At 68.6% G+C, this 12,756-nt stretch carries 15 protein-coding genes; 9 read left to right on the top strand and 6 right to left on the bottom strand.

The window, feature by feature from the left end; all coding sequences use genetic code 11:
* Positions 1–735, top strand: a 735-nt coding sequence (locus tag ABD882_RS08565) for an RHS repeat-associated core domain-containing protein (RefSeq protein ID WP_345186083.1), incomplete at its 5' end; no start/stop codon positions are given.
* Entirely contained in the window at positions 725–1,120 is a 396-nt protein-coding gene (locus tag ABD882_RS08560; protein WP_345186082.1) for a hypothetical protein, read from the top strand. The genes ABD882_RS08565 and ABD882_RS08560, both read left to right, overlap by 11 nt.
* Positions 1,121–2,210: 1,090 nt before the next feature.
* Here the strand turns inward: ABD882_RS08560 and ABD882_RS08555 are convergent.
* Positions 2,211–3,317, bottom strand: coding sequence for an HNH endonuclease signature motif containing protein (locus ABD882_RS08555; RefSeq protein ID WP_345186081.1), 1,107 nt, complete (start codon positions 3,315–3,317; stop codon positions 2,211–2,213).
* Between the two features lie 171 nt (positions 3,318–3,488).
* On the opposite strand from ABD882_RS08555, the gene ABD882_RS08550 reads away from it, so the two are divergent.
* The gene (locus ABD882_RS08550; RefSeq protein WP_345186080.1) at positions 3,489–4,259 is read left to right on the top strand and encodes an SDR family NAD(P)-dependent oxidoreductase; all 771 of its coding nucleotides are present in this window, start codon (positions 3,489–3,491) and stop codon (positions 4,257–4,259) included.
* A gap of 25 nt (positions 4,260–4,284) precedes the next feature.
* Here the strand turns inward: ABD882_RS08550 and ABD882_RS08545 are convergent, their stop codons facing one another.
* Positions 4,285–4,782 carry a methylated-DNA--[protein]-cysteine S-methyltransferase gene (locus ABD882_RS08545; protein WP_345186078.1) on the bottom strand — a complete coding sequence of 166 codons (498 nt, stop codon included), beginning with the start codon at positions 4,780–4,782 and terminating at the stop codon, positions 4,285–4,287.
* Between the two features lie 147 nt (positions 4,783–4,929).
* Here ABD882_RS08545 and ABD882_RS08540 point away from each other — a divergent pair, with 147 nt between their 5' ends.
* From ABD882_RS08540 to ABD882_RS08530, 3 genes are all read left to right on the top strand, one after another.
* Positions 4,930–5,388 (top strand): carboxymuconolactone decarboxylase family protein, encoded by a 459-nt coding sequence (locus ABD882_RS08540; protein ID WP_345186076.1) that lies wholly within the window; start codon positions 4,930–4,932, stop codon positions 5,386–5,388.
* Between the two features lie 32 nt (positions 5,389–5,420).
* A complete protein-coding gene (locus ABD882_RS08535) occupies positions 5,421–6,338 on the top strand; it encodes a sigma-70 family RNA polymerase sigma factor (protein WP_345186075.1) in 918 nt (305 codons plus the stop codon).
* Between the two features lie 61 nt (positions 6,339–6,399).
* Positions 6,400–7,515 (top strand): tellurite resistance/C4-dicarboxylate transporter family protein, encoded by a 1,116-nt coding sequence (locus ABD882_RS08530; protein WP_345186074.1) that lies wholly within the window; start codon positions 6,400–6,402, stop codon positions 7,513–7,515.
* Positions 7,516–7,525: 10 nt separating this feature from the next.
* Here the strand turns inward: ABD882_RS08530 and ABD882_RS08525 are convergent, their stop codons facing one another.
* Positions 7,526–8,197 (bottom strand): cation diffusion facilitator family transporter, encoded by a 672-nt coding sequence (locus ABD882_RS08525; protein WP_345186072.1) that lies wholly within the window; start codon positions 8,195–8,197, stop codon positions 7,526–7,528.
* A gap of 77 nt (positions 8,198–8,274) precedes the next feature.
* Here ABD882_RS08525 and ABD882_RS08520 point away from each other — a divergent pair, with 77 nt between their 5' ends.
* The 3 genes from ABD882_RS08520 to ABD882_RS08510 are packed head-to-tail and all read left to right on the top strand — an operon-like array spanning position 8,275 to position 10,273.
* Positions 8,275–8,856, top strand: a complete 582-nt coding sequence (locus ABD882_RS08520) for a cation diffusion facilitator family transporter (RefSeq protein WP_345186071.1) — start codon at positions 8,275–8,277, stop codon at positions 8,854–8,856.
* A 20-nt stretch (positions 8,857–8,876) separates the two neighbouring features.
* Entirely contained in the window at positions 8,877–9,239 is a 363-nt protein-coding gene (locus ABD882_RS08515) for an ArsR/SmtB family transcription factor (protein ID WP_345186069.1), read from the top strand.
* Complete coding sequence (locus tag ABD882_RS08510) at positions 9,239–10,273, top strand: cation diffusion facilitator family transporter (RefSeq protein ID WP_345186068.1); 1,035 nt, start codon at positions 9,239–9,241, stop codon at positions 10,271–10,273. The genes ABD882_RS08515 and ABD882_RS08510 overlap by 1 nt, the downstream gene beginning before the upstream one ends.
* A gap of 13 nt (positions 10,274–10,286) precedes the next feature.
* Here the strand turns inward: ABD882_RS08510 and ABD882_RS08505 are convergent, their stop codons facing one another.
* The 3 genes from ABD882_RS08505 to ABD882_RS08495 all read right to left on the bottom strand — a co-directional run bounded on the left by ABD882_RS08505 (position 10,287) and on the right by ABD882_RS08495 (position 12,753).
* Positions 10,287–10,853 carry a hypothetical protein gene (locus tag ABD882_RS08505; protein ID WP_345186066.1) on the bottom strand — a complete coding sequence of 189 codons (567 nt, stop codon included), beginning with the start codon at positions 10,851–10,853 and terminating at the stop codon, positions 10,287–10,289.
* A gap of 4 nt (positions 10,854–10,857) precedes the next feature.
* The gene (locus ABD882_RS08500; protein ID WP_345186065.1) at positions 10,858–12,126 is read right to left on the bottom strand and encodes an ammonium transporter; all 1,269 of its coding nucleotides are present in this window, start codon (positions 12,124–12,126) and stop codon (positions 10,858–10,860) included.
* A 189-nt stretch (positions 12,127–12,315) separates the two neighbouring features.
* Positions 12,316–12,753, bottom strand: a complete 438-nt coding sequence (locus tag ABD882_RS08495) for a VOC family protein (RefSeq protein ID WP_345186063.1) — start codon at positions 12,751–12,753, stop codon at positions 12,316–12,318.
* Positions 12,754–12,756 lie beyond the last annotated feature (3 nt).

The following is a 12,756-nucleotide window of genomic DNA, read 5'->3' as shown; positions in this document are numbered from 1 at the left end:
AACCCACACCCACGACGAATCCGTCGCGGCCTAACATCGCCCTCCGAAAATCCCAGGCCGATTCACGGATCCACAGTCGAGCTCACCAACTCCAGCGGAACTGTCACTGGAACCTATGTCTACAACGCCTGGGGAACGGTTACCGCCCACACCGGCGCAGCGACACCGTTCCAGTTCGCCGGAGCCTTCACCGACGCCGAAACCGGCTTCCTCTACCTCATCCACCGCTACTACGACCCCGCCACCGCCCTATTCCTCTCGGTCGACGCCCTCGTGGCCAAGACACTCACGGCATACGGCTACGCAAGCAACAACCCACTCAACGCCCTTGACCCGCTTGGATGGGATTGGAACTTCGGATCGTGGATGGGCCTCGCTAGCGCCGTCTTTGGGATCGCCGGGATTGTCGCAGATGCAACTGGAGTCGGATTGCCGGTGGGCCTCGCGCTCGAAGGGCTGTCAGTTGCCACCGGGATTGCAGCGGCAGCTTACGATTGTTCGAATGGTGACGCGTTCAACTGCACAATGGACTCTGTCGGATTGGCATCTGGCGGCATCGGATTCGGCGCGAGACTATTCGATACAGTAGCGATCGTATCGGAAGATACCAGCTACGCGTTGCGGGCGGTCGACAGCGGCGGGGGCGCATTCGGAATATCCTTCGGTCTTGCCGGTACCACAGCGGGTGCCGCGTCACTTCTACCCTCCCGGAAGAGTTGTCCTCATGATCAATGATCCCCGAAAAATGATAAGGCCCAGTGCGCGAACCCTGATGATCATGGGCATGATTTCCTACGTGCCGCTGATTGCCTTGAGTGTTATTGGAGCGGTTGCAACATCGCAAGGGTCCGATCTGATGTTCATGCGAAGTTTCGGATCGTTTCTCTTCTGGACGCCTCTTGTGATCTCTGGCGGCTTTGCGGCGACCTGCTCTATTTGGGGTTTTGTCCAAAGTGTCAGGGAGGCGAGGCGGGGCTACACAACCATACAGAATGCGTATCCAAAAGCTGAGTGGCGGGACGTGAAGACTGGATTGGTCCTACGCAAAGCCGGCGATCCTACTCCCCGGGGTAGCAGTCTTGCCGAGCTTCGGGATCGCGCTCGTCAAGCTCAGGAATAGTCAGTGCTGACGGAGGTAGCGGGTCTCCTGGGGCGTGCGTTTGCCCGGTTTCAAGGGACGGTGGGTACTGGTGTGCGGCAACCGTTCCGTCCAGCAGCTTGCAGCCGTTGTGGAGGTCGGTGCCCCGAAGAGACCAGCCTCAGCGTCGGTAGGGGCGAACTCGGCATTGGCGATCGGTGGAGTCGTGCATGAGCTGCATCATGGCGGCATCGGGTATGGGCTCTATAAACGGATTCATCAAGGAGTGAGAAGTCCCGTGAGTCCGGCGAATAGCACCAATCCACTCGACGCCGATCCTCAGGGAGAGATCATCGGGCCTTACGCCGCCGCGAGTTTCCGACGAGGCCGACAACTCACCTTTGGATCCATGTGGATCATCGTTGGGTGGCTCGTCGTGGCAGTGACGGCCATCGCTTCCCGTCTTGCGATCGTGTGGCTAAGTACAGCAATCGCAGGGGTCCTGATCGTTCTGCCTGTGTATGTGATCGTCTACGCCCGAGGGATTCGACATCAACGCAACGCGGAGATTGAAGCGGCGGAACATCTCGCGCTGCCCCCGGGCTCCAGGGTGCCTCGGGTGATGCTGCGCAGCGGCCCCGATTCCGTCCGAAGATTCGCCGAAAACATCAACAGCGAGAGGCGGGTTTCACAGGGTCCGCTGAACGGACTCCGTGCAAAACGGGAGGCGGTGCCAAGCGGAGCATGGCCGAGGAGCCAGGCCGGGGCCGTATTGCTCGTGGCAGGGGTTGTTCTTAGCCTGGGTGCTGCCGTGACAGCGATCCTCAACGCAGCCCTGTCGATCGGACCGTCGCCCCTACCGCTTATGGGTCTAGCGGTGCTGATGTATGTCGTGGGGTTTCCACTCCTGCTGTCGGTCGTCCGTGCAATGAAGAACAGGAAGAGATAGCCCGCATCGTCGACGGCAGAAAACGCGCACAGGAGCGGGGCTACTCCCGAGGCTATTCCACAACGCTCACCGGCGCCGACCTCCGCGAGTTGCAACGGCTAAACCCCGCGTTCGGTGTCAGCACCGGGACTGACAACCCGACTGAGCCTGTCTTGGTGCACGGTCAGGTCCAAAAAGGTCTGCCTAGTAACTTGCCCCGTTGCCGACGTCGGTCGGCCCGCCCTTGCCATGGTCGAGATTGTGGTCGATCTGACTTCGCCGCGCTGAATGCCTGCATCCGGGGAACCGGCAGTGGCGGTCGCGAGCACGAAGATAGCGCCGCATCGCCTCGGTGGGCTGGTAGGTGCTGACCTGGGTGACCATGCCGTGCGCGTCGATCACGAGACGCTGCCAAGAGCCCACCGAGGCTGCGAACATCGAGGCGAGTTCGGGATCCATCGGACCGTGCGCATCCAGTTCGGCGAGGCGCTCGTCGAGCCCCAGGAGCGTGCTGGCGGCGATCGTCACCTGCACCGTCGGATGGATCGAGGCGATGATGTCCGCATCGTCGCCGATGGTCCCCGTCAGGATGCGCAGCATGATCCGATCGAAGCGCACCTGATCGAGCCTCCGCTTGTCGCCTCCGAGCAGCGGGATCTCGTCGGCGGACTTCGCCGCCTGCAGGATCGCGTGTCCCTCCTGCGTGATCAGATCGAACGCGGCATGCACCAGCGCAGAAGGGCCCGTCACCCGCAGCGTCGCGGATCCGTCGCCCTCGGCGCGCACCGAGACCGCCCGCTCGTCATGCACGCGACGCTGCCTCTCGAGGAGAGGGACGGGCGCGACTGCGGCGACCATCGAATCCGCGAACGCCTTCGTGCGTGCCCGGGTCTCCCGCTTCGCGTAGGGCACGACTTCCCTCTCGAAGGCCCTCACCGCGTCCGATTCGCCCATCGGGATGTCGCGCACGGCCTCCGCGATCACGTCCACATGCGCCGCGGACAGTTCGCCCGCCTCGAACGCCTCGCGGGTCGCCGGGAGCCGTTCGTGCAACGTGTGCGCGTTCGCGAGCGACCGCGCGGCGGCGAACCGGGTCAGCCGCAGACCCGCCGAGACCTCGCAGATCATCGACCTCTCCGCCTGATCGAACCCGGCTGCACCGGTCGGAACCTCGTCGAGCAGGAGCTCCACGCGCTCGGCCAGCAACCGAGCCTGCCGAGACTGCAGCCGCGCGATCTCCGTGTCGAGCTCGGCGCACTCCGCCACGATCTCCGCACTGCGGCGGAAGTAGCGATCCGGCGAGTTGTTCATGGCTCCATTTTAGAACAGAGCACCGACATTCAAAGGCTGCTGCGCCGATCTGCGAAGAACCAGTCTCGTCTTTATCTTCCATGGATTCGAGTCGATCGAGCCTCCCCGCGCCACCCGAGGAGCGCCGACTCGCCGCGCCCCCCACCCACCCCACCTCTTAGGCTGGGGCGCATGACCACTCCGCTCGCCTCCCCCGCCGACTCCGCCCGTCCCCAGGCCGTCATCAGCGGCGGCGGGTCGGGGATCGGCCTGGCTTCCGCGCTGCGCCTCGCCCGCGACGGGTTCGACCTCGCGCTGCTGGGGCGCCGCGCGGCCGTACTCCAGGAGGCCGCGGATCGGATCCGCACGCAGACCCCCGCGGCGCGGGTGCAGACGATCGTCGCGGATCTCCAGGATCCGGCCGCCGTCGATCGCGCAACGGCAGAGATCCAGGGCGACGTCGATGTGCTGCTCAACAACGCCGGCGGCAACGTGCTGGACCGCGGCGAGGGCCTGGCCGGCATCGCGGCGAATTACGACGCCAACTTCCGGCTGAACGTGCTCACCGCGGTGCTGCTCACCGAGGCCCTGCTGCCGCGCATCACCCGCCCCGGCGGACGGATCATCTCGATCAGCTCGATCGCGGCGCTGCGCGGGGCGAACGGTTACGGCGCCGCGAAGGCCGCGATCCACGGCTGGATGATGGGTCTCGCCGCCGAGCTTGCGCCCGAGGGCGTGACCGTCAACGCGGTCGCTCCGGGCTACGTGCCCGACACCGGCTTCTGGGACGGCCGCCGCACGCCCGAGATCGTGGCGTCGCGGCTCGCGCAGGTGCCGATGAACCGCCCCGGAACGCCTGACGAGGTCGCCGGCGCCGTCTCTTACCTCGCCGGCCCGGAGGGCGGCTGGACGACGGGCCAGATCATCCAGGTCAACGGGGGCGCCCTGTTCGGACGCGGCTGAGAACGGTCGCGGCGGAGGTCACCCCTCAGAACAGCGCTGCCGGCAGCGCTCCCTCGTGCTCGAGCAGCCAGCGCTTCGTGACGAGACCCTCCCCCGGCGCCCCGCCGGAATAGCCGCCCAGGCCGTCGCTCGCGACGACCCGATGGCACGGGACGATGATCGGGATCGGGTTCGCCCCCATGATGGATCCGATCGCGCGAGCAGGTACAGACGTGCCGCTGCGCGCGGCGAGCTCGCCGTACGTCACCGTCTCGCCGTGCCCCACGGTGTCGAACAGCGTGACGAGAACCGCACGCGTCACCTCGGACTGCGGGCCGAGATCGAACGGCAGATCGAACGCCGTGGCGTCCCCGGCGAAGTACGCCTGCAGCTGCGCGAGGGCGTCGGCGAGCAGCGGATCCGCCGGCTCCGGCCCCGCCACCGCTGCCCCGGCGCGCGGCCAGTGCACGCGTCGGATCGCCGCCCCGTCGCTCTCGACCGCGAGCACGCCGACGGGAGTGCGCAGCGAGCCGGAGAACACCATGACGCGATGCTACGCGCCGGATCCGACATTCCCGGCGCGCACGATCCGGCGCACCTGTCACACTTCCGCGCGCGGATCCGACATCCTGACGAGAGCCGCACGAGCGCCGACGAGATCCGCCGGACACCGGCTCCGAAGGGAACGACGATGACCAGGATCGACATGGGTCGCACCAACAAGCTCGGCTACGCCGCAGTGCTGGGACTCGAGGCGTACTCGCGCAAGAGCGTCGAACCGCGCCTGTATGAGCTGATCAAGCTGCGCGCCTCGATCCTCAACGGGTGCGGCTTCTGCGTCGACATGCACGCGACCGACGGCGCAGCCCGCGGCATCCCGCAGCGCACTCTGCACGCGGTCGGCGCGTGGCAGCACGCCAAGGGACTCTTCGAGGAGAAGGAGCTGGCCGCGCTCGCCCTGACCGACGCGGTCACCAAGCTCGGCCCGGAGACCGTGACCGACGAGATCTGGAACGCCGCCGCACAGCACTTCGACGAGGGCGAACTCGGCGCGATCGTGCTGGCGATCTGCACGATCAACGTGTGGAACCGGGTCGCGATCGCGACCGAGATGGCGCCGCCGATCGATGCCAAGCACCCGATCGTCTGACCCGCGTCGGATCTCGGGGGTAGCGTGAGGTCATGACCCTCGTCTCACCCGCCACCCGCGCGTGGCAGGAGGAGCGGGGCCGCCTGATCGGGATCGCCTATCGCATGCTCGGCGACTACGGTCACGCCGAGGACGTGGTGTCGGAGGTGGCGATCGACGCGCTGCGGCAGGAGCGCGCGGCCGGCACCCCCGACGCCGGAGAAGGCCTCGCCGCGGCGCCCGCCGTGCGCTCCTGGCCCGCGTGGCTGACCACGGTGTGCGTGCGGCGCTCGATCGACCGGGTGCGCTCGCTCGCCGCCGCGCGCGAGGAGTACACCGGGCACTGGCTGCCCGAACCCGTCGCCACCGCGCGACTGCCCGAAGACGCGGTGGCCGACCGCGAGCTGCTCTCGCTCGCCCTGCTGCACCTGGCCGAGCAGCTCACGCCCGACGCGCGGGCCGCGGTCGTGCTGCACCGGGCGTACGGCATGTCAGCCGTGGAGATCGGACGGATCCTGCAGCGCTCACCTGCCGCCGTGCGGCAGCTGATCTCGCGCGGCGAGCGCCGGCTGCACCTCGCCGATGACGTGTCGCCGAGCCGCGGCGCCGACCCGGCGGCGGTCGACGCGCTGATCGCCGCCGTGGAGCAGGGCGACATCTCGGCACTGATCGCGCTGCTCTCGGACGACGCGATCCTGTGGAGCGACGGCGGCGGACGGGTGCGCGCCGCTCTGAACCCGATCTTCGGGGCCGACCGGGTCCGAAGGTTCCTGATCGGGGTGTTCGTGAAGGCGAAAGCCGACCCCTCGCTGCCGTTCGCGGTGGCACCGCTCGACGTCAACGGCGAGCCCGCGGTCGCACTCACGCACTCCGGCCGCACCGATGTGCTCACGCTCGAATTCGGCGACGACGGCCTCATCCACGGGCTCCGCCAGGTGTGCAACCCGGACAAGCTCACACAGGTGCTCTGACCGCCCGCGCCGAGGACTGAGGACTACGCTGGCTGCGACGACGACTGTCTGGAGGATCCTCATGCCTGCCGAATCAGCCCTCGTCCCCAGACCGGCACCGGTGGCGACGGCCGGGGCGGCGGGGCATACCTCGCTCGGGTACCGTCTGGACGTCGCGGTGCGAGATCTCACCCCCGGCTATTTCGCCTTCGTCATGGCGACCGGGATCCTGTCCGTCGCGATGCGCACGGAGGGCGTCGACGTGGTCTCGCAGCTCCTGCTCGGGATCGCGATCACCGGCTACCTCGTCCTCGTCGCGCTGAACGCGATCCGCGCGATCCGGCACCGTCACGCGATGGCCGCCGACTTCGCGGATCCGGCCCGCGCCTTCGGCTTCTTCACGTTCGTCGCCGCGACGTGCGTGCTCGGCACGAGGATCGGCGCGGACGGGTTCCCCGTGATCGCGATCGTCCTGCTGCTCATCGGGGTGCTGGCCTGGATCGTGCTCGGATACACCGTGCCCTGGACCGCCGTGCTGGGCGAGCGTCGGACCACGGCGCTGAGCACCGCGAACGGCACCTGGTTCATCTGGGCCGTGGCCAGCCAGTCCATCGCGGTGCTCGCCGCGGGGCTCGAACCCCTGCTGCCGGCGGCGCGCACCTGGGTCGCGCTGCTCGCCGTGTTCTCCTGGTCGGTGGGCACGTTCCTCTACTGCGCGGTCGGCGTCTTCGTCGGGGTGCGAATGCTCGCCTACCCGTTCCGTCCCGACGAGCTGACGCCGCCGTACTGGGTGGCCATGGGTGCCACCGCGATCACGGTCGTCGCCGGGGCGCGCATCGTGGAGATGGCGGATGCGCCGACGGTCGACGCGACGCGCGGCCTGATCGCCGGGGCGGCGGTGTTCTTCTGGGCGTTCGGCACCTGGCTGATCCCGCCTCTGCTCATGGCCGGGTGGTGGAAGCACGTGCGCCACCGCGTGCCGCTGCGCTACGAGGCCACCCAGTGGAGCATCGTGTTCCCCCTGGGTATGTACGGCGTGGGATCCCAGTTCCTGGGCGACGTCGACCACCTGCCGATCGTGCACGCGATCGGCGTCGGCGAGGTCTGGATCGCGATGGCCGCATGGCTGCTGACGTTCGGGGCGATGCTCGTCGCGATCTGGCGACGGGTTCTCCGGACGAAGCCCGAGCCGCGCTGACTCGCACCGCTCAGTCGTCGTCGAAATCGACGTCCTTGCCGCGGAGGGCGGCGACGGCCTTGATCATGAGGCGCACGGCCGCCACCCCGATCACGGCGGAGACCAGCAGGGCGAGCACCGGATCGAGCCAGTACAGGCCGCCGGTGATCAGGATGATCGCGCCGGCGATCACGATCGCGGCGGCGACGGCCGCATCGGCGAGGGCGTCGAGGAGCACCGAACGCATGTGCAGGTCCTCCTCGCCGGCAGAGAAGCCGAGTACGAACGCGCCGCCCAGCATCACCACGAGCGTGATCAGGCTGACGATCACGACGGGCAGGCCCTCGACGGGCGGGGATCCCTCCCGCAGCCGGGAGACCGCCTCGATCACGACGGTGACAGTGACAGCGAACAGCAGCGCCGCGTTGATCAGCGCCGCGATCGCGATCGGGCGGTGCGCGTGCGGGTGATCCGGATCCCGGTCGCGCAGGGCGATCGCCACCAGGCCGAGGATGAGCGCGAGGCAGTCGGCGACGGTGTCGCCGGCGGCGGCGAGCACGCTCACCGAATTCGCAAGGACGCCCACGATCACCAGTCCCGCGATGAGCGCCGCGTTCAGGCAGAGCACGATGAGCACGCGGCGGCGCTGGCTCCAGCGCGGCGCCCGCGGGATCGCTGGTGCAGGACGGTTCTCGGGATCCACGCCTCCGATCCTCGCACGACCTGCCCGGCACATCCGGCCTGCGGCCGCTCAGGGCGAGCACGGTCTACGGTCGAGGCATGCACGCAGATCGGAGCCGACTCCGCCGCGCGGGGATCGCCCTGGAGGCCGTCACCCTGGGCTGGAACGTGGTCGGCGTGGTGCTGCTGGCGATCCTCGCGTATCGATCGGGTTCGGTCGCGCTGCTCGGCTTCGGGCTGGACAGCCTCATCGAGATCGGCGCGTCGATCGTCGTGATCTGGGAGCTCACCGGAGCCGACGAGCGCCGCCAGCGCGCGGGCCTGCGCCTGATCGGCATCGCATTCCTGCTGCTGGCGGTCTATCTGCTGGTACAGGCGGGCATCGCCCTGCTCTCGGGCCATCGCGCGACGGCACCCGTCGGCGGGATCTGGTGGACGGCGCTCACTGCGGTCGCGATGTTCGCCCTCGCGTTCGGCAAGCACCGGGTCGGGCGCGCGCTGCAGGATCCGGTGCTGCTGACCGAGGGCAAGGTCACGCTCGTGGACGGGATCCTCGCCACCGCCGTGCTGCTCGGCATCGTCCTGAACGCGCTGTTCGGGTGGTGGTGGGCGGATCCGCTCGCGGGCCTGGTGATCGTGTTCTACGCCGTCCGCGAGGCCGTGCACGCCCTGCGCGGATGAACACCCGCTAGTATCTGCGTATGAGTGCAGATAAGCAGGTGTGCGGATATTCCCCCGACAGCTCGTACGTCGAGCTGGCCGTCGAGGTGTTCTCCATGCTCGCCGACGCGACCCGCGTGCGGATCGTGATGGCGCTCGGATCAGCCGGCGAGCTGTCGGTGAACCATCTCGCGGACCTCGTCGACCGCTCGCCCGCGGCGGTCTCCCAGCACCTCGCGAAGCTGCGCCTGGCGCGCATCGTCTCGACGCGGCACGACGGCCAGCGCGTCTTCTATCGGCTCGAGAACGAGCACGCCTCCCGCCTCGTGACCGACGCGATCTTCCAGGCCGAGCACTCCCTGGGCGGCACGCCGCGGCACCACCACACCGGCAAGGACTCCTGATGAGCCAGGTCAGCGACAACGACGATCACAAGCACGTGCACGGGCACGGGCACGGGCACTCACCCTCGCATGACGGGCACGACCACGACCACGACCACGAGCACCCGACTGGGCTGAAGGGCTTCCTCTACGGCCTCTTCGTGCCGCATTCGCACGATGCCGCCGACGCGATCGACGACGCGATGGAGGCGAGCAGCGCAGGGATCCGCGCACTCAAGATCAGCATGGCGATCCTGCTCGTCACCACGATCCTGCAGGCGGTCGTGGTCGTCTTCAGCGGGTCCGTCGCGCTGCTCGCCGACACCGTGCACAACTTCTCCGACGCGCTCACGGCGGTCCCGCTGTGGGTGGCGTTCGCGCTCGGGCGGCGCGCCGCCACCCGCCGGTACACCTACGGGTTCGGGCGCGCGGAAGATCTCGCGGGGCTGTTCATCGTCTTCGTCGTGCTGTTGTCGGCGATCGTCGCCGCGTGGCAGTCGATCGAGCGGATCCTGAACCCGCAGCCGCTGCACAACATCGGCTGGGTGATCGTCGCCGGCGTGATCGGCTTCCTCGGCAACGAGGCCGTGGCGATCTACCGAATCCGGGTCGGCCGACGCATCGGGTCGGCCGCGCTCGTCACGGACGGCGTGCACGCCCGCACCGACGGGTTCACGTCGCTCGCCGTCGTGCTCGGCGGCCTCGGCGTGCTCGCGGGCTTCCCGCTGGCCGACCCGATCGTCGGCGTGCTCATCTCGATCGCCATCTTCGTGCTGCTCATCGGCACCGTCCGCAGCATCGGCCGCCGCCTGCTCGACGGCATCGAGCCGGAGCTCGTGGAACGGGCCGAGCATGCGCTCTCCCACGTCGAGGGGATCGACCGGATCGACCGGATTCGGCTGCGCTGGGTCGGACATCGGCTGGAGGGCGACGCGATCGTCAGCACCGCGGGCGATCCTGCGCTCGTCTCGGCCGCGGCCGAGGCGAGCGCCCGAGGACACCTGCACAACCTCGACGAGTTCCTCGTGGCGGTGCGTCCGATCACGGGAGGCTGAGCCGCGGCGTCCGTCACCCGACCAGCAGGAGCACGCGGGCATCCTCGGCTTCGGCCACCAGCTCGGTGGCGGTCGGCAGCACGAGCGCGTCCAGGGCCCCGGCGGTCTCGCCACCGACCCGCACGCGCCCCGAGCGCACCACCACCGCCCGCACCCGCCCCTCCTCGAGCGTCACCGAGCCGTGCAGATCCGCGAACACGAGGGACGGGGTCGCACCTGTCCCCGCGACCGAGAGCACCGCGATCCGGCTGAGCTCCGCCGCCCGCAGTCTCGGACGGCGGAACTCGATGTGGGACCCGGAGTAGGCGAGCACCCGTTCCTTGCGCAGGCCCGTCGACAGGCCCGGCCCCACCTCGACCTGCGGCCCGCCGATCCCCGCGATCGAATGCGCGGAGTCCGGGGGAAGAGTGAGCAGCCCGTTCGCGCCTCTCAGCTCGACGATCTGGAACACCCATTCCAGTTGGTTGCGTGCGCCCCAGGATCCGCAGATCTCGCGCACGTGCCCGCCTCCCGCGGCGAGGGCCCGCCGCGGGAGGTCGCGCACGTTCGAGAGCTGAGGCACCAGGGGCGCAGGGCGCATCCGCTCAGACCCTCGCACCGATGAGGACGTAGCCCTCTTCGCCGTGCACCACGGTGTCGAGCCCGGCGATCTCGTCCTCGTCCTTGACGCGGAACCCGATCGCCTTCTCGATGACGAAGCCGATCACGAACGCGAGCACGAACGAGTACACGAGCACCGACAGCGCCGCGATCGCCTGCGCCGCGAGCTGCGCGAGGCTGCCGCTGTAGATGAGGCCCGTGCCGTTGGCGAAGAAGCCCAGATAGAGCGTGCCGATGATGCCGCCGATGAGGTGGATGCCGACCACGTCGAGCGAGTCGTCGAAGCCGAGCTTGTACTTCAGGTCGACGGCCAGCTGGCAGACCGCACCGGCCAGCAGTCCGAGCACGACCGCCCAGATGGGCGTGAGAGCGGCACAGGCCGGGGTGATCGCGACGAGACCGGCGACCGCGCCGGACGCGGCGCCCACCGAGGTGGGCTTGCCGTTGCGGATCTTCTCCATGACCAGCCAGCTGAGCAGCGCCGCCGCGGGGGCGGCGAGGGTGTTGATGAACGCGACAGAGGCCGTGCCGTCGGCGCCGAGCTCGGAACCGGCGTTGAACCCGAACCAACCGAACCACAGCAGGCCCGCGCCGAGGAGCACGAACGGCGGGTTGTGCGGCACGTCAGCGCCCTTCTGGAACCCGATGCGGCGGCCGAGCACGAGAGCGAGGGCGAGACCTGCCGCGCCCGCGTTGATGTGCACGGCCGTGCCGCCCGCGAAGTCGATCGCACCGACCCCCAACAGGTCCTGCAGGCCCTTGGTGATCCAGCCGCCGTAGGCGTAGCTGCCGTCCTTGTTCAGGCCGAAGTTGAACACCCAGCTCGCGACCGGGAAATAGACGACGGTCGCCCAGATGCCGGCGAAGATCATCCAGGATCCGAACTTCGCCCGGTCGGCGATCGCGCCGGAGACGAGGGCGACGGTGATGATCGCGAACGTGGCCTGGAAGGCGACGAACGCGAGCGGCGGGTAGGCGGCGCCCTTGGGCACCTCGAGCAGGCTGTTCAGGCCGATGGCCGACCAGTCGATCGTCCACGGGGCGATGAGGCCCTTGCCGCTGGGGAACGCGATCGCATAGCCGTAGACGACCCACAGCACGCCGATCAGGCCGATCGCGCCGAAGCTCATCATCATCATGCTGATCACGCTCTTGGCCTTCACGAGGCCGCCGTAGAAGAAGGCCAGACCGGGCGTCATCAGCAGCACGAGGGCTGCCGAGATCAGCACGAAGGCCGTGTTTCCTTGATCCATGCTCGAACCGTTCTCTCGGGTGGGGACGCACCCACGGCGTCCGGTGCCGCTCAGCCTGGCACCGGCCGGTTGCGCGCCGGTTCGTCGTATGTTTCGGATCCGTTTCGCACGGCCCCGAGCCCGTGAACACGGTGTTACATCTGGCGCAGCGGCGCTTCGCGCGCCGGTCGACACCGACAATCGCGGCACTCAGCTCTTGCGCAGATCCTGGGCGAACATCACCAGGATCCCGCTGGGTCCGCGCAGATAGGTGAGCTTGTAGACGCCCTCGTAGTCGGCGACCCCGCGCAGCGGGTGGCAGCCGTGCTTCGCCGCGATCGCGAGGGACTCATCGATGTCGTCGACGGAGAACGCGACCCGGTGCATGCCGATGTCGTTCGGGCGGGCGGGCTCGGTCTCGATCGCGTCCGGATGGATGTACTCGAACAGCTCGAGCTGCCCGCGCCCGTCGGGGGTCTGCAGCACTGCGATTCTGGCGTGGTTGCCGTCGAGGCCCACCGCGGTGTCGGCCCACTCGCCACTGACCGTGTCGCGGCCGAGCACCGTCAGTCCGAGATCGGTGAAGAATGCGATCGTGGCCTCCAGGTCGCGGACGGCGATCCCGACGTTCTCGAGCGTGATGGGCATACC

It is taken from the genome of Microbacterium panaciterrae, assembly GCF_039541635.1.
Taxonomy (GTDB): domain Bacteria; phylum Actinomycetota; class Actinomycetes; order Actinomycetales; family Microbacteriaceae; genus Microbacterium; species Microbacterium panaciterrae.
Note: the sequence above shows the minus strand (reverse complement) of the source record. Positions and strands in the feature narration are given on the sequence as shown.

Excerpts from the sequence above, each read along its gene's own strand:
- ABD882_RS08540 (WP_345186076.1), top strand. The coding sequence starts at position 4,930 with ATGACCAGGATCGACATGGGTCGCACCAACAAGCTCGGCTACGCCGCA.
- ABD882_RS08505 (WP_345186066.1), bottom strand. The coding sequence starts at position 10,853 with ATGCGCCCTGCGCCCCTGGTGCCTCAGCTCTCGAACGTGCGCGACCTC.
- ABD882_RS08515 (WP_345186069.1), top strand. The coding sequence starts at position 8,877 with ATGAGTGCAGATAAGCAGGTGTGCGGATATTCCCCCGACAGCTCGTAC.
- ABD882_RS08495 (WP_345186063.1), bottom strand. The coding sequence starts at position 12,753 with ATGCCCATCACGCTCGAGAACGTCGGGATCGCCGTCCGCGACCTGGAG.
- ABD882_RS08530 (WP_345186074.1), top strand. The coding sequence starts at position 6,400 with ATGCCTGCCGAATCAGCCCTCGTCCCCAGACCGGCACCGGTGGCGACG.
- ABD882_RS08535 (WP_345186075.1), top strand. The coding sequence starts at position 5,421 with ATGACCCTCGTCTCACCCGCCACCCGCGCGTGGCAGGAGGAGCGGGGC.
- ABD882_RS08520 (WP_345186071.1), top strand. The coding sequence starts at position 8,275 with ATGCACGCAGATCGGAGCCGACTCCGCCGCGCGGGGATCGCCCTGGAG.
- ABD882_RS08560 (WP_345186082.1), top strand. The coding sequence starts at position 725 with ATGATCAATGATCCCCGAAAAATGATAAGGCCCAGTGCGCGAACCCTG.
- ABD882_RS08550 (WP_345186080.1), top strand. The coding sequence starts at position 3,489 with ATGACCACTCCGCTCGCCTCCCCCGCCGACTCCGCCCGTCCCCAGGCC.
- ABD882_RS08510 (WP_345186068.1), top strand. The coding sequence starts at position 9,239 with ATGAGCCAGGTCAGCGACAACGACGATCACAAGCACGTGCACGGGCAC.
- ABD882_RS08555 (WP_345186081.1), bottom strand. The coding sequence starts at position 3,317 with ATGAACAACTCGCCGGATCGCTACTTCCGCCGCAGTGCGGAGATCGTG.
- ABD882_RS08500 (WP_345186065.1), bottom strand. The coding sequence starts at position 12,126 with ATGGATCAAGGAAACACGGCCTTCGTGCTGATCTCGGCAGCCCTCGTG.
- ABD882_RS08545 (WP_345186078.1), bottom strand. The coding sequence starts at position 4,782 with ATGGTGTTCTCCGGCTCGCTGCGCACTCCCGTCGGCGTGCTCGCGGTC.